This is a genomic window from Novosphingobium sp. MD-1, assembly GCF_001014975.1.
Taxonomy (GTDB): domain Bacteria; phylum Pseudomonadota; class Alphaproteobacteria; order Sphingomonadales; family Sphingomonadaceae; genus Novosphingobium.
The window spans coordinates 44,093-67,276 of record NZ_BBXA01000021.1 but is presented as its reverse complement, the minus strand read 5'-3'; the positions used below and the strand labels follow the sequence as shown (position 1 = coordinate 67,276).

Annotated in this window: 22 protein-coding genes and 1 tRNA gene; 10 read left to right on the top strand and 13 right to left on the bottom strand. The window is 67.6% G+C overall.

Features of this window, described 5'->3' with window-relative positions:
• Window positions 1-14 precede the first annotated feature (14 nt).
• The 4 genes from NMD1_RS07130 to NMD1_RS07115 all read right to left on the bottom strand — a co-directional run bounded on the left by NMD1_RS07130 (window position 15) and on the right by NMD1_RS07115 (window position 4,070).
• A complete protein-coding gene (locus tag NMD1_RS07130) occupies window positions 15-785 on the bottom strand; it encodes a hypothetical protein (protein ID WP_125954219.1) in 771 nt (256 codons plus the stop codon).
• Between the two features lie 89 nt (window positions 786-874).
• A complete protein-coding gene (locus tag NMD1_RS07125) occupies window positions 875-1,291 on the bottom strand; it encodes a group II truncated hemoglobin (RefSeq protein WP_124809850.1) in 417 nt (138 codons plus the stop codon).
• Window positions 1,292-1,400: 109 nt separating this feature from the next.
• Window positions 1,401-3,050 carry a cisplatin damage response ATP-dependent DNA ligase gene (locus tag NMD1_RS07120; protein ID WP_125954218.1) on the bottom strand — a complete coding sequence of 550 codons (1,650 nt, stop codon included), beginning with the start codon at window positions 3,048-3,050 and terminating at the stop codon, window positions 1,401-1,403.
• Window positions 3,051-3,065: 15 nt separating this feature from the next.
• Window positions 3,066-4,070, bottom strand: a complete 1,005-nt coding sequence (locus tag NMD1_RS07115) for a ligase-associated DNA damage response exonuclease (RefSeq protein ID WP_125954217.1) — start codon at window positions 4,068-4,070, stop codon at window positions 3,066-3,068.
• A 193-nt stretch (window positions 4,071-4,263) separates the two neighbouring features.
• Here NMD1_RS07115 and NMD1_RS07110 point away from each other — a divergent pair, with 193 nt between their 5' ends.
• Window positions 4,264-4,782: an EF-hand domain-containing protein gene (locus NMD1_RS07110; protein WP_158453923.1), complete on the top strand. Its 519-nt coding sequence runs from the start codon at window positions 4,264-4,266 to the stop codon at window positions 4,780-4,782.
• Window positions 4,783-4,946: 164 nt separating this feature from the next.
• Here NMD1_RS07110 and clpA read toward each other — a convergent pair whose 3' ends face one another.
• On the bottom strand, window positions 4,947-7,322 hold the full coding sequence (clpA, locus tag NMD1_RS07105; protein WP_124809854.1) for an ATP-dependent Clp protease ATP-binding subunit ClpA: 2,376 nt from the start codon (window positions 7,320-7,322) through the stop codon (window positions 4,947-4,949).
• A gap of 191 nt (window positions 7,323-7,513) precedes the next feature.
• Complete coding sequence (locus NMD1_RS07100; protein WP_124809855.1) at window positions 7,514-7,732, bottom strand: DUF1192 domain-containing protein; 219 nt, start codon at window positions 7,730-7,732, stop codon at window positions 7,514-7,516.
• 100 nt (window positions 7,733-7,832) lie between these two features.
• On the opposite strand from NMD1_RS07100, the gene NMD1_RS07095 reads away from it, so the two are divergent.
• The 6 genes from NMD1_RS07095 to NMD1_RS07070 all read left to right on the top strand — a co-directional run bounded on the left by NMD1_RS07095 (window position 7,833) and on the right by NMD1_RS07070 (window position 13,307).
• The gene (locus tag NMD1_RS07095; protein WP_125954215.1) at window positions 7,833-8,855 is read left to right on the top strand and encodes an NAD(P)H-quinone oxidoreductase; all 1,023 of its coding nucleotides are present in this window, start codon (window positions 7,833-7,835) and stop codon (window positions 8,853-8,855) included.
• A gap of 173 nt (window positions 8,856-9,028) precedes the next feature.
• Window positions 9,029-9,709, top strand: coding sequence for a DUF1013 domain-containing protein (locus tag NMD1_RS07090; RefSeq protein ID WP_199558084.1), 681 nt, complete (start codon window positions 9,029-9,031; stop codon window positions 9,707-9,709).
• Window positions 9,710-9,888: 179 nt separating this feature from the next.
• Window positions 9,889-10,686: a crotonase/enoyl-CoA hydratase family protein gene (locus NMD1_RS07085; protein ID WP_125954213.1), complete on the top strand. Its 798-nt coding sequence runs from the start codon at window positions 9,889-9,891 to the stop codon at window positions 10,684-10,686.
• Window positions 10,687-10,729: 43 nt separating this feature from the next.
• Window positions 10,730-12,115 (top strand): RNB domain-containing ribonuclease, encoded by a 1,386-nt coding sequence (locus NMD1_RS07080; protein WP_125954212.1) that lies wholly within the window; start codon window positions 10,730-10,732, stop codon window positions 12,113-12,115.
• 133 nt (window positions 12,116-12,248) lie between these two features.
• Window positions 12,249-12,322: transfer RNA gene (locus NMD1_RS07075), tRNA-Cys, on the top strand.
• Window positions 12,323-12,425: 103 nt separating this feature from the next.
• Window positions 12,426-13,307 carry an LOG family protein gene (locus NMD1_RS07070; protein ID WP_125954211.1) on the top strand — a complete coding sequence of 294 codons (882 nt, stop codon included), beginning with the start codon at window positions 12,426-12,428 and terminating at the stop codon, window positions 13,305-13,307.
• Between the two features lie 25 nt (window positions 13,308-13,332).
• Here the strand turns inward: NMD1_RS07070 and thiD are convergent, their stop codons facing one another.
• The 3 genes from thiD to glmM form a co-directional block, all read right to left on the bottom strand.
• On the bottom strand, window positions 13,333-14,088 hold the full coding sequence (gene thiD / locus NMD1_RS07065; RefSeq protein WP_125954210.1) for a bifunctional hydroxymethylpyrimidine kinase/phosphomethylpyrimidine kinase: 756 nt from the start codon (window positions 14,086-14,088) through the stop codon (window positions 13,333-13,335).
• 25 nt (window positions 14,089-14,113) lie between these two features.
• On the bottom strand, window positions 14,114-14,338 hold the full coding sequence (locus tag NMD1_RS07060; RefSeq protein WP_125954209.1) for a DUF1272 domain-containing protein: 225 nt from the start codon (window positions 14,336-14,338) through the stop codon (window positions 14,114-14,116).
• A 202-nt stretch (window positions 14,339-14,540) separates the two neighbouring features.
• Entirely contained in the window at window positions 14,541-15,878 is a 1,338-nt protein-coding gene (glmM, locus tag NMD1_RS07055; protein ID WP_124809863.1) for a phosphoglucosamine mutase, read from the bottom strand.
• A gap of 84 nt (window positions 15,879-15,962) precedes the next feature.
• Between glmM and NMD1_RS07050 the strand changes: the two genes are divergently transcribed.
• Window positions 15,963-17,267: a dicarboxylate/amino acid:cation symporter gene (locus NMD1_RS07050; RefSeq protein ID WP_125954208.1), complete on the top strand. Its 1,305-nt coding sequence runs from the start codon at window positions 15,963-15,965 to the stop codon at window positions 17,265-17,267.
• Between the two features lie 137 nt (window positions 17,268-17,404).
• Complete coding sequence (locus tag NMD1_RS07045; protein WP_125954207.1) at window positions 17,405-18,019, top strand: superoxide dismutase; 615 nt, start codon at window positions 17,405-17,407, stop codon at window positions 18,017-18,019.
• Between the two features lie 64 nt (window positions 18,020-18,083).
• On the opposite strand, the gene NMD1_RS07040 is transcribed toward NMD1_RS07045, so the two are convergent.
• The 3 genes from NMD1_RS07040 to NMD1_RS21215 form a co-directional block, all read right to left on the bottom strand.
• Window positions 18,084-19,280: an AI-2E family transporter gene (locus NMD1_RS07040; RefSeq protein WP_125954206.1), complete on the bottom strand. Its 1,197-nt coding sequence runs from the start codon at window positions 19,278-19,280 to the stop codon at window positions 18,084-18,086.
• A gap of 137 nt (window positions 19,281-19,417) precedes the next feature.
• Window positions 19,418-20,071: a sigma-70 family RNA polymerase sigma factor gene (locus NMD1_RS07035; protein ID WP_124809867.1), complete on the bottom strand. Its 654-nt coding sequence runs from the start codon at window positions 20,069-20,071 to the stop codon at window positions 19,418-19,420.
• Window positions 20,064-20,222, bottom strand: a complete 159-nt coding sequence (locus NMD1_RS21215; RefSeq protein WP_233497395.1) for a NepR family anti-sigma factor — start codon at window positions 20,220-20,222, stop codon at window positions 20,064-20,066. The genes NMD1_RS07035 and NMD1_RS21215 overlap by 8 nt, the downstream gene beginning before the upstream one ends.
• Before the next feature lie 318 nt (window positions 20,223-20,540).
• On the opposite strand from NMD1_RS21215, the gene NMD1_RS07030 reads away from it, so the two are divergent.
• The gene (locus NMD1_RS07030; RefSeq protein WP_199558083.1) at window positions 20,541-22,184 is read left to right on the top strand and encodes a CHASE domain-containing protein; all 1,644 of its coding nucleotides are present in this window, start codon (window positions 20,541-20,543) and stop codon (window positions 22,182-22,184) included.
• 81 nt (window positions 22,185-22,265) lie between these two features.
• Here the strand turns inward: NMD1_RS07030 and NMD1_RS07025 are convergent, their stop codons facing one another.
• On the bottom strand, window positions 22,266-23,066 hold the full coding sequence (locus NMD1_RS07025) for a response regulator (protein WP_125954204.1): 801 nt from the start codon (window positions 23,064-23,066) through the stop codon (window positions 22,266-22,268).
• Window positions 23,067-23,184: the final 118 nt, after the last annotated feature.

Genomic DNA, 23,184 nt, shown 5'->3' with positions numbered 1-23,184 from the left:
TAGGCGATAATGGCCTAGATCGGTACGCCGATAATGAACTTCACGATCACGCTGTCGGCATTGGCGCCGTATCCCTTGCCCACGGCGGCGTTGAGGTCCCATTTGCCGATCTGTGCATCCACGGCGGCATAAGTGGAATGCTCGGTGTTCCCGAAGTGGCCGGGATCGCGCAGGGGGCCGACCTCGTTGTAGCTTTCCACGCCCACGGTAAGCGTGGGGGTCAGGCGGTATCCGGCCTTGGTGTCGATATCGAGCGTGATCGGGCCAGGGTTCGGCCCCGCGATCACGAAATCGAAGTTGCCGTTGGCGGCCAGCACCCAGTGATCGTTGCGCCAGCCGCCGATCAGCTTCAATTCGCCGTTCCAGGGATTCTGGTCAAGCCGGTGGCCGACTTTCCCCACTTCCAGATTCGCGCCCCAGAAGGCCCCGGTCGGCCCGTGCGGCGCGAGCCACTTGAGCCGCAGCTTCACGCCCTGCACGCGCGCCACGCCATCGGGCGCCACGGTGGCGAGCGGCAGATAGGCGCCCAGCTCGAACTGGTCGGTCAGGCCCAGCGAGAATTCGGGCGTGATGCGCCAGCGGTGCAGCGGGGTTTCCGCGCCGGGATAGTCGGGCGTGCCGTTGCCGCGCACCACGTCGTTGACGTGAACGTCCAGCCCCACCGCGCCGGGCTGGTTCATCTCGTCCATGTAGACCTGGATTTCCTCGGGTGCGGCAAAGGCAGGCGTGGCCGGCAGCAGCAGCGCGGGCGCGAGAACATACTTCAGGATAGACCGGAACGGCATGGCGTAGCTTTCGTCAGGGTCCCACGCGCCTCATAAGCGCGCGTCCCCTCACGAGGCAAGCAGACGTGGGTATAGGCCGGGAACGGCGTTCAGGCGCGCGCCATGCCCATCGCCATGCGCGTCAGCACGCCGATAAAGGCCTCGGCGATTTCGGTGTCCTGCGGCGCTGCGTCCTCCACGGCGCGGCGCATCGCCTCCGCCCACTGGCCCGCCGTTTGCCGGTCGATCGGGAAGGGTGCGTGCATCGACATCATGCACTTGCCGGGGTGGGCCTCGAACCAGTCGCGCGGGCCTCCCGCCCACCCGGCCAGGAACCCGGGCAGCGATTCGCGCATCGGCGCCAGGTCCGCCGCGTGCATCGCGCGCAGTTCGGCATAGGCGGGGTCCTGTTCCATCAGATCGTAGAACCGGTCGGTGATCCGACGCAGCACGGCATGGCCGCCGATCCGTTCGAACGGCGTGGCGGGTTGGGAATGTTCCTGCGGCTGTTCGACGGCGGTGGCCAAGGCGTGAAACTCCGGACAGGGGTGTAGGTTCAAAATCCTGGAGCCTTGTCGCTACCAGCACGGCAGGCAAGGCGGTTTGATTCCGGTCAATTTCGCGCGGGAAACGTCTCTACCGCACCGGGTCCACGATCATTGCCTTCAGCGTGTCCAGCCGGTCGGCCTCGTGCGCGGGCTTGTCGGCGCGGATGCGGCTGATGCGCGGGAAGCGCATGGCGACGCCCGACTTGTGGCGCTTGGAAGCGTGGACGGAATCGAACGCCACTTCCAGCACCAGCGACCGGTCGGTTTCGCGTACCGGGCCGAAACGGTTGACCGTGTGCTGGCGGACGTGGCTGTCGAGCCATTTCAGCTCGGCATCGGTGAAGCCGAAATAGGCCTTGCCCACCGGCAGCAGATCGGCCCCCGCGTCGGGATCGCCGTCCCAGCAGCCGAACGTGAAGTCCGAATAGAACGAGGAGCGTTTGCCCGAACCGCGCTGGGCATACATCAGCACGCAATCGATCCGCAGCGGATCGCGCTTCCACTTGTACCACAGCCCCGTGCGCCGCCCCGCGACATAGGGTGAATCACGCCGCTTGAGCATGACGCCCTCGATCGCGTCCTCGCGCGCGCGGGCGCGCACGTCGGCAAGTTCCGCAAAGTCGCGGACCGCGATCAGCGTGGAAATGTCGAAGCGCGCCGGATCGAGCCGGGGCAGGAACGCTTCCAGCCGGGCGCGGCGGTCCGTCCAGGGCAGGTCGCGCAAGTCCTCGCCGCCGATCACCAGCGCGTCGTACAGCCGGACGAAGGCGGGGAAATCCTCCAGCATCCGCTTCGACACGGTCTTGCGTCCCAGCCGTTGCTGCAGGGCGTTGAAGCTGGCCGCGCCGCCGGTCTCGCCGCCCTGGTGCGCGCCGCGCACCAGCAGTTCGCCGTCCAGCACCGCCGGTTCACCCAGCGCGCCGGCCACTTCGGGAAAGGTGGAGGAAATGTCGTCACCGCCGCGCGAATAGACGCGCGTCTCGCCGCCCTGGTCGGTGGCGGCATGGACGATCTGCACGCGGATGCCGTCCCACTTCCATTCGGCGGCGAAGCTTTCAAGGTCGATGGCGACCCCGTCCTCCAGCGGATGCGCCAGCATGAACGGGCGGAACAGCGGCCGGTCGTCGGTGCGCGGCGGTGGCGCGCCGTCCGCCGCCCAGGCGAAGAGCGGGCGGTAGGGCGGTTCCTGCCCGTGCCAGTATTCCTCCACCAGATCGACCGGCACGCCGAAGGCATCGGCGAAGGCGACCTTGGCGAGCCGTGCGGAAATGCCGATCCGCATCGCGCCGGTGGCCAGCTTGAGCAGGGCGTAGCGGCCGTTGGCGTCAAGGCGGTCGAGCAGGCCGGCCAGCGCGGCCGGCGCGGTGGAGCGGCTGGTTGCCCGAAGGATTTCAACAGCTTCCGAGACGCCGGGCGCGGGCATGACGTCATGATCGGGGCCAGAATGATCGGGGGCAGAATGATCGGGGGCAGGCCACAGCAGGCTGGCGGCTTCCGCGGTATCGCCCACGTAATCGCGCGACAGCGTCCACAGCACGGGATCGACGCGCTCCGCCATCAGCGCGCGGATCGTGCCGGCCTTGACCGCGGGGAAATCCAGGCCGTCGGTCAGCGCGGCCAGCGCCCAGCCGCGATCGGGATCGGGCGTTTCGCGCAGGTAGCGCGCGATCAGCGCCAGCTTGGCGTTGCGCGACCGGGTGAACACCAGCGCGTCGAGCAGGGCGGCGAAGCGCTCCACTAGGAGGTGGTCCTCTCAGTCATCCTCGTCCTCGTACCCCACCAGGGCCAGCGCGCGGGCCTTGCGCTGGTGCAGTTCGCACCAGCGCAGCAGTGCTTCCTCGCGGCCGTGGGTGATCCAGGTTTCGGCCGGGTTCACCTGCGCGATCGTGGCGGTAAGTTCGTCCCAGTCGGCATGGTCGGAAATGATCAGCGGCAGTTCCACGTTGCGCTGGCGGGCGCGCTGGCGCACGCGCATCCAGCCCGATGCCATGGCGGTCAGCGGATCGGGCAGGCGCCGGCTCCAGCGGTCGTTCAGCGCCGAGGGCGGGCAGAGCACGATCGCGCCGGCCAGCGCGCCCTTGGGCGCATCGGACACCAGCCGCAGATCGCCCAGTGGGACGCCCTGTTCCTCGTACAGGCGGCATATCCGCTCCATCGCGCCGTGCAGCCAGAGCGGATCGTGAAAGCCCGCCGCGCGCAGTTCCGCGATCACCCGCTGCGCCTTGCCCAGGGCATAGGCGCCCACCAGCACGCAGCGATCGGGCTGCGCGGCGCGCGCGGCCAGCAGCCGGGCGATTTCCTGGCCGATCGGCGGATGGCGGAACACCGGCAGGCCGAACGTCGCCTCGGTGATGAACAGGTCGCAGGGCGTGACCGCGAAAGGCGGGCAGGTCGGATCGGGCCGGCGCTTGTAATCGCCGGTCACCACCACGCGTTCGCCGGCATGTTCGAGCAGGATCTGCGCCGAGCCAAGGACGTGGCCCGCCGGCACGAACGTGGCGGTCACGCCGCCGGGCAGGGTGATCGGCGCGTGCAGCGGCGCGGGGAAAGCGCCCTCTGTCACGCCATAGCGCAGCGCCATGATCGCCAGCGTTTCGGGCGTGGCGATGGTGCGGCCATGCCCGCCCCGCGCGTGATCGGCATGGCCATGCGTGACCAGCGCGGTGCCCACGGCGCGCGCGGGATCGATCCAGACGTCGGCCGGAACGATCCGCAGCCCGGCCGGCTCCGGGCGGATCCAGGAAAAATCTTCGGCCATTGATGCACGTCATGGCGCGTGCGGGCGATTCGGGCCAGCCGCCTGTTCGGGCAGCGCCGGCCGATGCGGGGCCATGCAGGTCCCGGACAGGACCCGTTCAGACTCGTCCGCTAGGGTGCGCGCCGTCCATCCCCCCGGTCTGGCCACCCCGGTCTGGCCGTCCTTGTCCGGCCGAACCCGAGGAGCCCCGACGATGACTCGCACCATTGCCAGGATCGCGTTGCTGGCGGGGCTGATCGCGCTGGCCGGGTGCGAGCACAAGGAAACGGGACCCGAGGAACAGGATACGCGCACCACCGCGCCGGTTGTGGCTGCCCCCGCCCCGGCGGTGACGGCGGTGCCGCCCACGGTCCACCCGCTGTCCGATTTCGCCACGCTCGACGCCAACCACGATGGCCGGATATCGTCCGCCGAATATGCGCGGGCGGCGCAATCGCTGTTCGAGATGATCGACATGGAGCACGACGGCACCGTGACGCTGCAGGAACTGGAGGCGGCGCGCGGCGTGCTGGGCGATCTGGACGGACTGGACCCGAAGCGCATCCTCGCGCTCGCCGATGCCGATCAGGACGGCAAGCTGACGCTGGGCGAATGGATGGCGTTCAACAACGCGCGGTTTGACCGGATCGACGCCAACGACGATGGCTTCATCGATCGCGCCGAATGGAACGCGCCCCATCCCGCGCCGCCGGAGCCTTCGGCGATTCCCTGAGTATTGAAGGCGTTCCCACCCCCGACCCCTCCCGCTTGCGGGAGGGGAGCGAGACTTGCGCCGCCGGAGGCGGCGATAGTTGCAGCGGGGCGGGCTTTCGCCAACAAGAAGGGGCGCGCCCCGCAGGACGCGCCCCTTCTGTTTCATCGAGGCTTTGGCCCGCCTTATTCGGCTTCGTCGGCGCTCGGTTCGGGCGCGGTGCCCGCCGATTTGCCGCCCTTGCGTTCCTTCTTCTTGACCAGCTTCGGCGCGGCCGGGGTCAGTTCGAAGGACAGCGCGCCGTCGGTGCCGGCTTCGTCCTTCAGGCTGACGTGGACCTCGCCGCCGTTGGCCAGCTTGCCGAACAGCAGTTCCTCGGCCAGCGGCTTCTTGACCCGTTCCTGGATGAGCCGGGCCATCGGCCGCGCGCCATAGAGCCGGTCGTAGCCCTTCTTCGCCAGCCAGGCGCGGGCGTCGTTGTCGAACTGGATGTGGACGTTCTGTTCCGCCAGCTGGAGTTCGAGCTGGAGGATGAACTTGTCCACCACCCGGCTGACGACTTCGGCCGGCAGGTAGGCGAAGGGCACGATCGCATCGAGGCGGTTGCGGAATTCGGGGGTGAACAGGTTCTTCACCGCCTCGTCGCCCGCGTCGGCCTTGGACACGTCACCGAAGCCGATGCCCTGCTTGGCCATGTCCGACGCGCCCGCGTTGGTGGTCATGATCAGCACCACGTTGCGGAAATCCACGGTCTTGCCGTGATGATCGGTCAGGCGGCCGTTGTCCATCACCTGCAGCAGGATGTTGAACAGGTCGGGGTGCGCCTTCTCGATCTCGTCGAGCAGCAGGACGCAGTGCGGCTGCTGGTCGATCGCGTCGGTCAGCAGACCGCCCTGGTCGAAGCCGACATAGCCCGGAGGCGCGCCGATCAGCCGGCTGACCGAATGGCGCTCCATGTATTCGGACATGTCGAAGCGCTGCAGCGGGATGCCCATGATCTGGGCCAGGCTGCGCGCCACTTCGGTCTTGCCGACGCCGGTCGGGCCGCTGAACAGGAACGAGCCGATCGGCTTGTCCGGATCGCGCAGGCCGGCACGGCTGAGCTTCATCGCGCTCGACAGCACCTCGATCGCCTTGTCCTGCCCGAACACGAGCCGCTTGAGATCGCGTTCGAGGTGTTCGAGCACCTTCTTGTCGTCGCTCGAAACCGACTTGGGCGGGATGCGTGCCATCGTGGCGATCACGGCCTCGATCTCGCGCGCGGTGATCGTCTTCTTGCGCTTGCTCGGCGGCACCAGCATCTGCATCGCGCCCACTTCGTCGATCACGTCGATCGCCTTGTCGGGCAGCTTGCGGTCGTTGATGTAGCGGGCCGAAAGCTCCACCGCGGTCTTGATCGCGTCGGCCGTGTACTTGACCTTGTGGTGATCCTCGAAGGCCGTGCGCAGGCCCTTGAGGATCTTGATCGTGTCCTCCACCGAGGGTTCGTTCACGTCGATCTTCTGGAACCGGCGCAGCAGCGCGCGGTCCTTTTCGAAGTGGTTGCGGAACTCCTTGTAGGTGGTGGAGCCGATGCAGCGGATCGTCCCGCCCGACAGCGCGGGCTTGAGCAGGTTGGAAGCGTCCATCGCCCCGCCGCTGGTCGCGCCGGCGCCGATCACGGTGTGGATCTCGTCGATGAACAGGATCGCGTGCGGCATCTTCTCCAGTTCGGAGACGACCTGCTTCAGCCGTTCCTCGAAATCACCGCGATAGCGGGTGCCGGCCAGCAGGCTGCCCATGTCGAGCGAATAGATCACCGCGTTGGCCAGCACCTCGGGTACTTCGCCTTCGACGATCTTGCGCGCGAGGCCTTCGGCGATGGCGGTCTTGCCGACGCCCGGATCGCCCACGTAGAGCGGGTTGTTCTTGGACCGGCGGCACAGGATCTGGATGGTGCGGTCCACTTCGGGGCCGCGCCCGATCAGCGGATCGACCTTTCCGCCCAGCGCCTTCTCGTTGAGGTTGACGCAGAACTGGTCGAGCGCGGAATCCTTCTTCTGCCCCTTGGCGTCGGCCTTTTCCTCCGGCTTGGGCTGGTCCTCGTCCGTGCCCTTGGGGTTGCGGCCTTCCACCTGCCGGCCGCCCTTGCCGATGCCGTGGCTGATGTAGCTGACCGCGTCGAGCCGGCTCATGTCCTGCTGCTGCAGGAAATAGACCGCGTAGGAATCACGTTCGGAGAACAGCGCCACCAGCACGTTGGCGCCGGTCACGGTATCCTTGCCGGACGACTGGACGTGCAGGATGGCGCGCTGGATCACGCGCTGGAACCCGGCCGTGGGCTGTGGATCGGCCTTTTCCTGCGTTTTCAGCGACTGGTATTCCTGATCGAGGTACTGGCGCACCACGTCGCCCAGGTCACCCAGGTCGACTCCGCACGCCTGCATTACCTGCGACGCATCGGGATCGTCGATCAGGGCCAGCAGGAGGTGCTCGAGAGTCGCGTATTCGTGGCTGCGCTCCGAGGCGTTGGCGAGCGCGGCGTGCAGCGTTTTCTCAAGGCTCTGTGCGAAACTGGGCATAGGCTCTTACTTTCTGGCTTGCGCCGGGTTGTCCCCGTTCTTCAAAAATGCACGGACATGGTTAACAGGGGCCAAACCAGCCGCGGAAAGGACACCGGAAAAGTGCCTTGAAAATGCACCGAAGCGGATCGCTGCGGTGACCATACGGGATATATGGGTATGCCGCCCGGAAAGAGGAAGGGCGGCCCGGTTCATCGCGGAGTGCCGTCCGGCGGAGAGCTTCGGAACAGCGCCTCGGCCGCGGCGCGGTGGGCCGAAGCCCGTTCCCGGTGCGCGGTAACCCGTTCGATTTCCTGCTTCAGCAACGCGATGCGCGCGTCGAGTTCGGCGCGCGAATAGGTGTCGAGCACTTCCCCGGCCAGTTGGCTGGCCAGATCGCCTTTGCGACGGGGGCGGTCTTCTTCATCCATTGCAGTGCACAATCTTGGACGGCAAGTGCTTGCTGTCAACGGGGTGCGTGGCTAGTCCTTGCAATTGACGGGGGTTTCGTCGCGAAAAGGGGGCTGGACCATGGCGACAACGGTGTCGGAAACGATGACGGCGGTGGGCTTCGATGCCCCGGGCGGTCCCGAAGTGCTTCGCCCCGAAACCGTGCCCGTGCCCCGACCCGGCCCCGGGCAGGTCCTGCTGCGAGTCGCCTATGCCGGAGTCAACCGGCCCGACGTGATTCAGCGCCAGGGTTTCTACCCCCCGCCGCCGGGCGCGTCGCCGCTGCCGGGGCTGGAAGTCTCCGGGCAGGTCGCGGCCATCGGCGAGGGCGTGGTTACGCTGCTGCCGGGCCAGAAGGTCTGCGCGCTCGTCGCCGGGGGCGGCTATGCCGAATATTGCCTGGCCGAAGCCGGCCAGTGCCTGCCCGTGCCAGAAGCCCTGTCGATGGCGGAGGCCGCGGCGATTCCGGAAACCCTGTTCACCGTGTGGCACAACGTGTTCGAGCGCGGCTGGGCCAGGGAGGGCGAGACGCTGCTGGTCCATGGCGGCACCAGCGGGATCGGCTCGATGGCGATCATGCTGGGCAAGCTGTTCGACCTGACGGTGATCGTCACCTGCGGCGGGGCGGACAAGTGCGCGGCGGCGCTGGCCATCGGCGCGGACCACGCTATCGACTACAAGGAGAGCGACTTCGTAGCGGAAGTGGCGCGGATCACCGATGGCGCCGGCGTCCACATCGTGCTCGACATGGTGGCGGGCGACTATGTCCAGCGCAACCTCAAGTGCCTGCGCGACGATGGCCGGCATGTCACCATCGCGGTGCAGGGGGGCGTCCGGGCCGAGATCAACATGGCCGAAGTGATGCGCCGGCGCCTGACGCTGACCGGATCGACGCTGCGGCCGCGCTCGAACGAGTTCAAGGCGCTGCTGGCCAGCGAGATCATGGAGCTGGTGTGGCCGCTGGTAGCCGATGGCGCGCTGCGTCCGGTAATGGACCGCGTGTTTCCGCTCGCCGATGCCGCCGCCGCGCACGCGCGGATGGAATCGGGCGGCCATATCGGCAAGATCGTGCTGGCGGTGGGTGCCGCCGCGGATATCGGGTGACCCCTTCGCGCGGCGGATTTCCGGCGATATTTCCGAAGGTTGCTGGATAGAGCTTGCCGTTTTCGGGCGCGTGGCCTACATCGTCACTCTGCACGGCCGCTCCGCAAGGGGCGGCCCTTATTGTATCCGCATTCGGAGACTTTCCCGTGAGCAACCAGCCCGCGTATCCGCTGATGCCGCACGCGACGGCGTCCTGGCTTGTCGACAACACCGCGCTCACTTTCGAGCAGATTGCTGAATTCTGCGGCCTGCACCTCCTTGAAGTGCAGGCGATGGCGGACGATCTGGCTGGCGCGAAGTACACCGGCCGCGATCCCGTGCGCTCGGGCGAACTGACCCAGATCGAGATCGAGCGCGGCCAGGCGAACGCCGAATATCGCCTGCGCATGCAGAAGGCCCCGCTGTCGGTCAACCGCACCAAGGGGCCGCGCTACACCCCGGTGTCGAAGCGCCAGGACAAGCCCGATGGCATCGCCTGGATCCTGCGTCACCACCCGGAAATCTCGGACGCGCAGATCGGCAAGCTGATCGGCACCACGCGCAACACCATCGCCGCGATCCGCGATCGCAGCCACTGGAACATCCAGAACATCAACCCGAAGGACCCGGTCACGCTGGGCCTCTGTTCGCAGCGCGAACTGGACGGGCTGGTCGCCAAGGCGGCCAAGCGTGCGGGCATTACCGAAGAGGACGCCGGCGGCGACAACCGCCTGGGTTCGGATCGCGATGCGCTGATCGAGGAACTGCGTGCCGAGCGCGAGGCCCAGCACAAGGCCGCCGTGGAAGCCGCGCAGGAGGCCGAGGCCCGTGCCTGGCTCGAAGCGCGCCGCGCCGAAGGCGTGTCGGACAGCTAAGCCGCGTTCGAGGGATTGCACCAGAAGGGCCGCCGGGAGCGATTCCGGCGGCCCTTTCGCGTCTCCATCCGCGCCGTGGCATGGAGCGCGAAATGGTCCGGTCTTCGTCAATGCTCTGGACCGTCCGCGCCATTTGCGCGAACAAGGACGCCGGAAGAGGATAACAGCCGGATCACGCCATGAATTTTGCCGATCGCGTCACCATCACTGTCGAGAACCATGTCGCCCACGTCCTGCTGGACCGGGCGGACAAGCTGAACGCGCTCGATGACGCCATGTTCGGCGCCATCGTCGATGCGGGCCACGCCCTGTTCGACCTTGGCGGCGTGCGCGCCGTCGTCCTGTCCGGCGCGGGGCGGGCGTTCTGCGCCGGGCTGGACCTGGCGAGCATGGGCAACACCGATCGCTGGAAGGAGGGATCGCTGGTCGATCGCACCCACGGCAACGCCAACCGCGCGCAGGAGGCTGCGATGGTCTGGCGCAAGCTGCCGATGCCGGTGATCGCGGCGGTGCACGGGGTGTGCTTCGGCGGCGGGTTGCAGGTGGCGAGCGGGGCCGACATCCGCATCGTCGCGCCCGATGCGCGGCTGGCAGTGATGGAAGTGAAGTGGGGGCTGGTGCCCGACATGGCGGGCTACGCCCTGTGGCGCGGCAACGTGCGCGACGATGTGCTGCGCGAACTGAGCTATACCCACCGCGAATTCGGCGGTGAGGAAGCGGTCCGGCTGGGCTTCGCCACGCATGCCGCTGCCGATCCTCTGGGCTCCGCCCTGGCGCTCGCGCACACCATTGCCGGCAAGAGCCCGCACGCGGTGCGCGCCGCCAAGCAGCTCAGCAACCGCGTTCCCGATCTGCCGGAGTCGGACGTGCTGCTGGCCGAAAGCGTGGCCCAGCAGGAACTGATGTACAGTCCGAACCAGCGCGAGGCGGTGCTGGCTGGGTTACAGAAGCGCGCCGCGGACTTCATCGACCCCTGATGGCGGCGAACACGGCACGCACGGCCAGGGCTGACTCCACACGATGAAGGCATTGCACGACCCGCAGGGCATCCTGTCGCAGGGCCTCGCAGCGATACGCGACCGCTTCCAGGTGCCGCAGGGTTTTCCCCCACCGGTGCTGGCGGCGGCCGAACAGGCGGCGAAGCGCGTGCCATCGCTTCACGTCGACCGGACGGCCGAGCCCTTCGTCACGCTCGATCCCGCCTCGTCCACCGATCTCGATCAGGCGTTCACCATTGCCCGGTCGGGCGCGGACCTCGTGCTGCGCTATGCCATCGCCGATGTCGCGTGGTTCGTGGAGGATGGCGATCCCGTTGATGAAGAGGCATGGCGGCGCGGCGAAACGCTCTACCTGCCCGATGGCAAGGCCGGGCTCTATCCCCCGGTGCTGGCCGAAGCGGCGGCCAGCCTGCTGCCGGCGGGGCCACGCCCGGCCGTGGTCTTTACCGTCCGCGTCGCGCCGCATGGCGAGGCACGGCTGGACGGGGTGGAGCGCGCGCTGATCCGGAGCCGGGCCAAGCTGGCCTATGCTACCGTGCGTGATGGCGATCTGCCGCCTGATTTCACCGAGCTGGCTGCGCGGGTCGCTGCCGCCGAAGCGCGGCGCGGGGCGGCGCGCGTCGATCCGCCCGAACAGGAAGTGGTCGCGCTGGGGCAGGGGCGCTATGCGCTGGCCTACCGCCCGCTGCTGCTGTCCGAACGGCGCAACGCGGCCCTCTCGCTGGCGACCAACCTGGCCGTGGCGCAAGCCCTGCTGGCGCACGGCACGGGCCTGTTCCGCGTGATGGCCGGTCCCGACGACAAGGCGGTCGCGCGGCTACGGCAAACTGCGCTGGCGTTGGCGCTCGACTGGCCGTCGGCGATGCCGCTGGCCCAGTTCGAAAAGACGCTCGATCCGGCACAGCCCCGGCAGGCGGCGTTCATGATGGCGGTCCGCCGCGCCGGCAACGGCGCCGGCTATGCCCCGCTCCAGCCGGGCGTGCCGCCGTGGCACAGCGCCATCGCCGCCTCCTATGTCCACGCCACCGCGCCGTTGCGGCGGCTGGCCGACCGCTACGTGATCCGTGCGGCGCTCGCCGTGTGCCATGGCGATCCGGTGCCCGAAGCGGTAACCCGCGCCTTTGCTGCCCTGCCCGAAGTGATGGCGCGGGCCGACGCGCTGGCCGGGCGGATCGAACGCGGCGTTATCGACCTGGCCGAAACCGTGATGCTGCGCGACCGGACCGGGGAGCGGTTCGATGCCGTCGTCACCGACAGCGAAGGCGATTCGGCGCGCATCCAGCTTGCCGGCCTGCCGGTGGTCGCGCGCGTCAGGGCGGCCGGCGTCCTTCCCGGTACCCGCATCGTGGTGCGGCTGGACCAGGCGGACTCCGCCAACGGACGGCTGGCCTTCAGCCTCGCGTCCTGAACCGGCGCCACATCCGGCGCCACATCCGGCTTCGCGCCCAAACCGATACCTGGCAAAAATCGGAAGAATCCGATTGCGGCCAACCGGCGTTCCGGCTAACCGCCCCTCTCTCCACGCGCTTGCCGCGCATCGAGGCCCGATGGCGGAGTGGTGACGCAGCGGACTGCAAATCCGTATACGCCGGTTCGATTCCGGCTCGGGCCTCCACTTCTCCCTATCGCGCGTTTCGCATCGCTCTTGGCAACCGCAGCGCGCTGCCGGACCAAGTTCGGCATTGCGCTTTGCCGCATCAATGACGACGTAGGCAGGCATGACTGAAGAAGAAAAGAACCGGGAGCTTATCAACCGGAAGTTCTACAAGGCCGAGCAGGAAGCGGGCTTTGTCGAATCCCACCCCAGAACAACCCCGCAGCAGCAGGATCCGGCCTATCGGCTGGCGTTCCGCGATACCGATTTCCTCCTGCGCGAGGAATTGCGGCCGGTGCGGTTCCAGCTCGAACTGCTCAAGCCCGACATGCTGCTGGACGAAGCGGGCATCGGCTCCACGCTGGTGATGTACGGATCGGCGCGGATTCCCTCGCCCGATCATGTCGAAGGGCTGCTGGCTGCCGCCACCTCGCCCGAGCGCAAGGCCGTGGCCGAGCGGCTCGCGGCCAAGGCGCACTATTACGACGAGGCCCGCAAGCTGGCCGGCATCGCCAGCCGCTGCGCCGTGGTGGAAGACGGCAAGCGCCAGTTCGTGATCTGTTCGGGCGGCGGGCCATCGATCATGGAAGCGGCCAACCGCGGCGCGGCGGAGGCAGGCGCGGAATCGATCGGGCTCAACATCGTGCTGCCGCACGAACAGGCGCCGAACGGCTATGTCACCCCGCACCTGTCGTTCCAGTTCCACTATTTCGCGCTGCGCAAGATGCATTTCCTGCTGCGCGCCCGTGCCGTCGCGGTGTTTCCGGGCGGGTTCGGCACGTTCGACGAATTCTTCGAACTGCTCACGCTGATCCAGACGGGCAAGATGAAACCCATCCCCATCCTGCTGTTCGGCAAGGATTTCTGGAACCGCGTGGTCAACTTCGAAGCGCTGGCCGAGGAAGGCGTGATCAACTTCGACGACCTGAAGCTGTTCCACATGGTCGAAAGCGCCGAGGATGCCTGGCGCCACATCACCGGCTTCTACGATCTCGAATGCGAGTGAGCGACCGGCGCCCGAACGCCCAAAGTCAGCCTTGGCGCACCGCCTGATGGCCCAGCGGGCCGTGCCCGGCGCCGAAACCGGGCGCGGCTTCCAGCGCGGCGCGCACGAAGCGGCGCGCTCCGTCCACCGCGTCCTCCAGCGCAAGGCCCCGGGCCAGCAGCGTGGCGATCGCGCTCGATAGGGTGCAGCCGGTGCCATGGGTGTGGCGCGTGACGATGCGCGGCGCGGCCCAGACCTGCTCTGGCCGGCCGGGCACGACCAGCCGGTCCACCACCTCTTCGCCATCGGCATCGCCGCCCTTGGCGATATAGGCGACGCCGCGCGCGCGCATCGCCGCGTCCCCGCCCAGCGCCGCGAGTTCGGGCACGTTGGGCGTGGTCAGCGTGGCCGCGCGCATCAGCCGCTCGAACGCGGCGATGGTCGCCGCGTCGGCCAGCGCCGCGCCGCTGGTGGCGATCATCACCGGGTCGAACACCACCGGCACGGCCAGCCGTTCGACGCGGTCGGCCACGACGGCGGCGATCGCGGGCGAACCGAGCATCCCGATCTTCACCGCATCGACACCGATGTCGTTCAAGCAGGCATCGATCTGCGCGGCGACCATCACCGGATCGACCGGCAGCACGGCGTGGACGCCGGTGGTATCCTGCGCCGTCAGCGCGCAAATCGCGCTCATGGCATAGCCGCCCAGCATCGTGATCGTCTTGATGTCGGCCTGGATGCCGGCGCCACCGCCCGAATCGGACCCGGCGATGGTGAGGATGCGGGGCGGGGGAATCATGACTGCGGGCAGAGGTTGCGGGCCATCACGCCTTGAACTTGCGCTCGCTGGACGGCGGATGCTTGGCGTGGAGCGCCTTGGCGCGCGTGGGCCGGTCCATCAGCTCGCCGCCGCAGTTGGGGCAGCGATCATCCAGTTCCTCGGCGCATTCGGCGCAGAAGGTGCATTCGAACGAGCAGATGAACGCACCGGGCGCCTCGGCCGGCAGGTCGGTTCCGCAGCGTTCGCAATCGGGGCGCATTTCCAGCATGGCCAGTTCCTTCCGCAAGGGCGCCTACGTCCCCGCCCACCCCCAACCCCTCCCGCAAGCGGGAGGGGAGCGAGACTTGCGCCGCCGCAGGTGGCGTTAGTCGCAGCGGGGTAGGCCTGTGGTACGCACGGCTACCAACACCCACTGGCCGCGAAGCACAAAACCATGCCCCCGACAAGCGCGCCGTCAACAAGCGTGCGCGTTACGCCGCCTTGCGCACGGCGTCGCAGATCGCGTCGACCACGCGTTCCACCTCTTCGGCATCATCGCCTTCGGCCATCACGCGGATAACCGGTTCGGTGCCGGACGGGCGGATGACCAGCCGGCCCTTGCCCGCCAGCCGCGCTTCGGCATCGGCGATCGCCGCCTTCACCGTGTCGGCCTCCAGCGGCTTGCCCCCGGCGAAGCGCACGTTCTTGAGCAGTTGTGGCACGGGATCGAACAGGTGGAGCAGTTCGCTGGCCGGCTTGCCCGAGGAGACCAGCGCCGCCAGCACCTGCAGCGCGGCGATCGTGCCGTCGCCGGTGGTGGCGTGATCGGCCAGGATCATGTGGCCCGATTGTTCGCCGCCCACGTTGTAGCCGCCCTCGCGCATCTTCTCGAGCACATAGCGATCGCCGACGGCGGTGCGGATCAGGTCCAGCCCCTTGCTCTTGAGGAAGCGTTCGAGGCCCAGGTTGGACATGACCGTGGCCACCACGCCGCCGCCGCGCAGTTCGCCGCGCGCGGCCAGCTGGCTGCCGATCAGCGCCATGATCTGGTCGCCGTCCACCGTCTGCGCCTTTTCGTCGACCACGATCAGGCGATCGGCATCGCCATCCAGCGCGATGCCGATGTCGGCGCGCACTTCGCGCACCTTGGCCTTGATCGCTTCCAGGTGCGTGGAGCCGACGTTGAGGTTGATGTTCTTGCCGTTGGGCTCGACGCCCAGCGTGATCACTTCCGCGCCCAGTTCCCACAGCGCGGAGGGCGTGACGTGATAGGCAGCGCCATTGGCGCAATCGAGCACGATGCGCAGGCCGTCCAGCCGCACGTTGTCGGGCAGCGAAGCCTTGACCGCGTGGATATAGCGGCCGCGCGCATCCTCGATGCGGCGGGCGCGGCCGACTTCGGTGGCGTCGGCCAGCGGCAGGTCCTGCTCCAGCATCGCCTCGATCGCGAGTTCCGCCTCGTCCGACAGCTTGTAGCCATCGGGGCCGAACAGCTTGATCCCGTTGTCCTCGAACGGATTGTGGCTGGCCGAGATCATCACGCCCAGATCGGCGCGCATCGACCGGGTCAGCATGGCAACGGCCGGCGTCGGCATCGGCCCCAGCAGCACCACGTCCATGCCCACGCTGGTGAAGCCCGCCACCATCGCGCTTTCCATCATGTAGCCCGAAAGGCGGGTGTCCTTGCCGATCACCACGCGATGGCGGTGATCGCCCCGCTGGAAATAGCTGCCGGCGGCCTGACCGACCTTCATCGCCGTTGCCGCGGTCATCACCCCGGCGTTGGTCCGGCCGCGGATGCCGTCGGTGCCAAAGAACTTCCGTCCCATGAAAACCCTTTATCCCTGTTCGCGCGCCCTGGCGGGTCGCCGCGCATTGCGCTCTTGCCCTACACGATTAAATGTCACCAGCGCATGAACCAAGCGATTAACGATCCGTCATCGCCCTCCGCCTTGCCGCCGATCGCGCAAGTGCCGGCCCTGTGGACTTTCGCCGCGCTGACGGCGGGCCTGCTGGGCGGGCTGGCGTTGGCCTTCGCGGCGCCACAGGCGCTGCCCGCCGTGCTGGGCGTGGTGGAGCCGGTGGGCGACCTGTGGCTGCGCGCGCTGAAGGCCACGATCGTGCCGCTGGTGGCGGCGCTGCTGTTCACGGGCATCGTGCAGACGGTGGCGACGGCGCAGGCCGGGGCGATGGCGCGGCGCAGCCTGGGCGCGTTCCTGGCCTTCCTGGCGTTCAGCGCGGCGATGCCGATGGTAGTGACGCCCGCGCTGCTGGCGCTGCTGCCGATCCCGGGCGGGTCCGGGTCGGCGCTGCGCACCAGCCTTGCCGGCAGCGCGCCCGTGACAGGCGCCGTGCCGGGAATCGGCGAATTCCTGCGCTCGATCGTGCCGACCAACGTCATCGATGCTGCCGCCAACGACCGGATGCTGCCGATGATCCTGTTCATGGCGGTGTTCGCGCTGGCCAGCACCCGCATCGCGCGGCCGCAGCGCGATATGCTGGCGACGTTCTTCGCCGGGCTTGCTTCCGCCATGCTGGTGGTGATCGGCTGGGTGCTGGCGCTGGCGCCGCTGGGCGTGTTCGCGCTCAGCCTGTCGGTCGCGGCGAAAAGCGGGACGTCGGCGATCGGCGCGCTGGCGCACTACGTGGTGATCGTGGTGCTCACGGGATCGGTGGTGTTCCTGGCCGGATACGCGATCGCGGCGCTGATCGCGCGCAAGCCGTTGATGGGCTTCGCCCGCGCCGTCCTGCCCGCGCAGACGCTGGGGCTTTCGACGCAAAGTTCGCTGGCCTCGCTGCCGGCGATGCTCGGCGCCTGCCGCACGCTGGGCCTGCGCGAAACCACCGCCGAATTCGTGCTGCCACTGGCCGTGGCGCTGTTCCGCGCGACCAGCCCGGCGATGAACCTTGCCGTCGTGATCTATGTCGCGCACTGGTATGGCGTGCCACTGGCCCCGGCCCTGATCGTCTCGGGCTGGGCGATGGCGATCCTCGTCTCGCTCAGTTCGGTCAGCCTGCCCGGCACGATCAGCTTTGTGGCCTCGGTCGGCCCGATCGCCATCGCCATGGGCGTGCCGGTCGAACCGCTGGCGCTGCTGGTGGCGGTGGAAGTGCTGCCCGATCTGATGCGCACGCTGGGCAACGTGACGATGGACGTGGCGATCACCGCCGTGATCGATCGCGCAGCGGGAACAGGGGGAGACGAGGAGCCACGGTAATCGGCAAACGCACCATCGCTGATTAGAAAAAATCGCTGGAAAATCGGCGCGAATGCCATAGGCGGCGGGCAACCAAACGTCTTCCCGGGCGTTGGTTGCACGAACCGTTTTCTCCCCACGATCGATCTGGAGCGACCATGGCCATTTCCCTGATTACCCTGCCCTATGCCGAAGACGCGCTGGCCCCGGCCATTTCCGCGACCACCGTGCAGACGCACCATGGCAAGCATCACCGCACCTATGTCGATCGCACCAACACCGCGATCGAGGGTGGCGACCTGGCCGACAAGCCGCTGGAAGACATCGTCGCCGCCGCCGAGGCCAAGGGCGACAAGGGCCTGTTCAACAATTCGGCGCAGACCTGGAACCACGGCTTCTACTGGTTCAGCCTCGCCCCGACGTCGGCCGCGCCGACCGGCGATCTTGCCGCCGCCATCGAAAGTTCGTTCGGCTCGTTCGACGCGCTGAAGCAGGAACTCGCCGCGCAGGGCACCGCGCACTTCGCGTCGGGCTGGGTGTGGCTGGTCGAAAAGAACGGCAAGCTCTCGGTCGAACAGACCCATGATGCCGCCACTTACACCACGCTCAGCGGCAATCCGCTGCTGGTGATCGACCTGTGGGAACACGCCTATTACCTCGACCACAAGAACGTGCGCCCGAACTACCTCAAGGACGTGATCGACAATCACCTGAACTGGGAATTCGCCGCCGAGAACTTCGGTCGTGGCGCGCTCTGGACCTATCCGGCCTGATCGCTCCAGTCCGGACGTGACAGTCCGGACGTGACAGGCTGACGACATGCGCAGGGCCGGCCCGTCAGGGCTGGCCCTGTTCCGTTTCGTAAGACGCGTGCCCCAGCGATGGCATCGGCCCCTCCGGCTCCACCGTGTCGATGCCCGGCTCGAACAGCGGTTCCCCGAACAGGAAGCCCACCACGTTGGGGTGCCCAAGATGCTCCAGCAGCGCCGAAATGGTCAGCAGGATGGGGACCGACAGCAACGCGCCCAGCACGCCCCAGATCCACGTGAAATAGCTGATCGCCAGCAGGATCGAGACCGGATTGACGGTGAAGCGCGCGCCCAGGATCGAGGGCGTGATCAGATTCGATTCGATCGCGTGCAGGCCCAGGTAAAGCAGCATCGGCAGCAGCCCCAGCGCCACGGTGGAGGCGGTGCCCAGACCCACCAGCGCCAGCAGCGCCATCATCGTCAGCGGTCCGATGTAGGGCAGGAAATTGAGCACGAAGGCCAGGCCGCCCCACATGATCGGCGCGGCGAGGCCATAGCCCCAGGCGCCGCCCGCCACGATCAGCCCCACCCCGAGGTTGATCTGCGCCACCGTGAGCATGTACGAGGCCACGCGGTCCTGCACGTCACGCATGACCTTGGCCATCCGCACCGACGCGCCGAAGCTGTGCCGGTCAAGCAGCAGGCGCCGCTTCATGCGGATGCGCGCCTCGATCATGAAAAAGGCCATCAGCAGCGTCAGCAGCGTTTCCAGCACCACGCTGGGCGTGGCGAATGCGACCTGTTCGATCACCGATGGCCCGGCCAGCACGACCTCGCGCGCGGGATGGCCGGCGATGCGCCCCAGTTGCCGGTTGATATCGCCCAGCCACGCGAAGTTGTCGCGCAGTTCCGCCGACCGCTGGCTGATCTGCCGCACCAGTTGCGGGACCTGATCGACCATGACGAAGGCCGGTTGCAGGATCAGCGTCAACGCGGCGACGATCACCGCGATCATGGTGACGATCGCCACAAACGAGGCGAGCATGTTGGGCAGGCCCAGCCGGACCAGGCGATCCGCCAGCGGCGAGAGCACGATGGTGAAGATCATCGCCGTTACCGGCGGCAGGAATACCACCGATCCGATCGACAGTACGAAGGGCAGCGCCAGGAACAGCCCGGCGCCCAGCAGCAGCAGGATTGCCGATTGCAGGCGCGCCTGTGGATCGGCAGCCGCATCGGCGCCTGCTGCGGGAACGGTGGCGGGTCGGTCTTCAGGCTGCGGCACGGCACGCGCTTTCGGATAGGATCGCTGTCACCCTACGCAAGGGTGCCGCGCCGGTTCAAGCCCCGCGATGGTCGACCATGGGGTCGATCCCGTGATCTATCCTGCCCGCACGGCGCTGCCGCCGGGCGCGGTCACGCTTACGCGCCGGACTGCACCGATGCGTCCAGTTCCGCCATGATCGCATCATGGGCCACATCGTTTCCGCTGCGGCGCGGCAACTGCCCGCTTTCGATCATCTGCGCCAGCGCGGCGCGGGCGCGTCCGACGCGGCTCTTGATGGTTCCCACCGCGCACTGACAGATCTGCGCCGCTTCTTCGTAACTGAAGCCGCCAGCGCCCACCAGCAGCAGCGCCTCGCGCCGTTCCGGGGGCAGCGTCAGCAGCGCCCGGTGCATGTCCGAAAGGTGGAGCGGCGCTTCCTGCCCGGCGGGGGCCACGAGGATGCGCTCGGCCACGACTTCGTCGTAGTCGGCGCGAAAGCGGTTGCGGCGCATATCGGTGAGATAGGCGTTGCGCAGGATCACGAAGGTCCAGGCGCGCATGCTGGTGCCCGGCTCGAACCGGTCCTGCGCCGCCCACGCCTTGAGCAGCGTTTCCTGCACGAGATCGTCGGCAAGGTCGGGGCGTCCGCACAGCCCCCGCGCGAAAGCGCGAAGGTGGGGGATCACAGCGGTCAGTTCGCGCTTGAACGACGCGGCGTTGGAAGAGGTCGCGTCCTTTCGGGGGGCGTCGTCTCCGTTCGTCACGCGTTCACGCCGGCCGCTCTCCGGGATCCGGGCGGGCTCAGCCATGCTGGTCGTCATCGAGCTGGTCAAGCAGGCGCGCGAAGCTGTCGGGCAACGGTTCCTCCACGACGGAATCGTAAAGACGCTTCAATCCTTCGGCCCATTCGGGCTTCGTGGACTTCGCACCGGGCCGATGAGGCGCTTCGAGGGACTTCATGGGTTTCTCTTTCGGCATTCGTTCTTGCGAGCCTCCCCCCCTTTGAGGATCATGGCAAAAAGGATCCGCAACGCGGCGATGTGGGCATTAGCCCGCCACGGAGCCGGCAAGCCAGCGATCATGACGGGACGTTTGATTGTGGAACGAAACCGGCGGCGGGAAGTTCCCCCGAAATTGCCGGGAACGCCCGATCGGGCAAGACATGGACCCGTGCGCCGGCCATAAACGTTTGGCATGGTAGTCTGGCACGATCATCGACGGTGATCAGCCGCAAGCAAGGATAACAAGCGGGTGGAGACACGCCTGTCGCGCAGGACCATGAAGTCACGCTGGTATGCCCGGTTTCCCCGGGCCGTGCCGGTGGGGATTTTCGTGCTGACGATGGCGATCACCGGCGTCAGCGTCTATGCGATCGAGCGCGCCGAACGGCAGCGTGAAACCGCGCAACTCGGCCAGATCGCGCAGTCCGTGGCGTCCGGCCTCGAACGGCGCGCCAATGCCAGTTCCGCCTATCTGCGGTCGGGCGCCGCGCTGTTCGCGACGCAGCGCGTGGTCGAAGCGCCGCTGTTCCAGACGTTCATTGGCCAGTTGCATCTCAACGGCACCTATGCCGGTTCCGACGGCATCGGCTGGGCCATGAAAGTGAACCGGCAGGATATCCCCACGGTGGAGGATGTGATCCGCCGCAACGGTGATCCCGCCTTTGCCATCCGTCCCCGTCCGGCGGCAAGCGCACGCTTCGTGGTGCCGATCATGTATCTCCAGCCGGACAGCGAGCGGAACCGCCGCGCGATCGGCTTCGACATGCATTCCGAGCCCGTCCGTCGCAGCGCGATGCAGACCGCGGAACGCCTGGGCCGCCCCACCGCGACGGGCAAGGTCGTGCTGCAACAGGAAGGCCCCGGCGGCGGTTCTCCCGGATTTCTCATCTACATGCCGGTCTATGGCCTGGGCGGAACGCGGGTCGAACAGAACCTGCGCGGGTTCGTCTATAGTCCGTTCAACGCCCGCCAGTTCCTGGAAGCCTCGATCGACACGGTCAGCATGGAACCGGCGGGCATTCGCCTCTACGATCAGGCCGTCGCCCCGGCCAACCTGCTGGCGGAAGTGCCGCTGGCCAGCCGTTCGGGCCTTGTCGCCCGCCGCGCGATCGATCTCGCCGGCCGGCGCTGGGTGCTGGAAGTGGAAGCGCCGGCTTCGGCCATGCTCAGCGGCATGTCGGTAATGACCTTGCTGTTCGGGTTGCTGGTGGCCACCCTGCTGCTGGTCCTCGCGCGCGTGCTGACGCATCAGGCTTCCGAAGACCGCGAGGCGCTGGCCTGGTTCGAGCAGCAGGCCTCGATCCGCAACTCGCTGACGCGCGAACTGAACCACCGGGTCAAGAACACGCTGGCCAACGTGCTGTCGATCATCGCGCTGACACGCCGGCGCGCGACCAGCCTCGACAGCTTCGCGGACAGCCTTGAGGGACGCATTCGCGCGCTGTCCGCCACGCACGACCTGCTCACCCAGTCCGAATGGGGCGCAACGCCGATCCGCGCGATCGTGAAGGCCGAAATGGCGCCTTACGCGCAGGATGCGGAACGCCACCTTGTTCTGGACGGGCCGGACGTGGATCTTGCCCCGAACGACGCGCTTTCGCTCGGCCTTGCCATTCACGAACTGGCGACCAATGCCGCCAAGTATGGTGCGCTAAGCGTGGAGGATGGGCAGGTGTCGGTGCGCTGGGCGATGGTCGCGGACAATCTGGCCCGGATCGAATGGCAGGAGCGCGGCGGCCCGGCGGTTTCGGTGTCCGGGCGCCGCGAACGCGGCTTCGGCACCGATCTGATCGAGAAGATCGTCGCGCACGAACTGCGCAATCCGGTCGATCTGCGCTTCGATCCGGAGGGGGTGTCCTGCACGCTGACCGTGCCGGTGCGCCGTCGCGGCGATTTCGCGATCCGCGAGAGCAAGGCCTAGGACCGGGACCCATTGCAGGCGCCCGCTACAAGGCAGGCCCGCCTCCTTGCGGAAACGGGCCTCCATCGCTTTAGCGCGGCCTCAGACCAGCGGTTGGCTTGATCCGAAGAACAGCGCCTGGCTGATCGCCGCGCGCACCGTCGCTTCCTGGAACGGCTTGGTCACCAGGTAGGTCGGCTCGGGCCGGTCCCCCGTCAGCAGACGTTCGGGATAGGCGGTAATGAAGATCACCGGCACGTCGGCGATGGCGAGGATGTCGTCCACCGCGTCCAGCCCCGAGCTGCCGTCGGCCAGCTGGATATCGGCCAGAACCAGGCCCGGCGTGTGGTCCGCCACGATCGCGCGCGCCTGCGTGCGCGTGGCCGCCATGCCGCAGACATCGTGCCCCAGCGACCGCACCAGGTCTTCAAGCTGCATGGAGATCAGCGGCTCATCCTCGATGATCAGGACCGACGTCGCCGATTCCAGATCGATCTCTGCCACCGCTTCGCGCACGAAGTCCTCGATCGCGGCTTCGTCGACACCCATGATCATGGCGGCTTCCGGCGTGGAGAAATCCTCCAGCGTGGTCAGGAGCAGCGCCTGGCGGTTCAACGGCGTGATCGCGGCAAGGCGTTCCTGCACGGCCGCTTCATGCACCCCCGCCACGCCGCTGCCCGCACGTTCGCCGATGTCCACGAAGCCGCTTGACCACACGCGGTGAAACGCATGGTACAGCTGCGGTCGGCCTTCGCCGATCAGCGCGCGCAATTCGCCATCGGCCAGCGCCGCTTCCAGCGTGGCGCGCACGAAGGCGTCGCCGGTGGACTGGCTGCCCGTCAGCGCGCGCGCGTACCGGCGCAAATAGGGAAGATTGGTGGCAACCTTGGCACCCAATGACATGCAAATCCTTTCCCGATCGATCGGATATCGCCCCTAAACGCGCGTGCCACGCATCTGGTTCCCGCCGGCATCGAACATGGTTTCCTGGCGCGGACTATTATGGATCAAAACAGTCGGA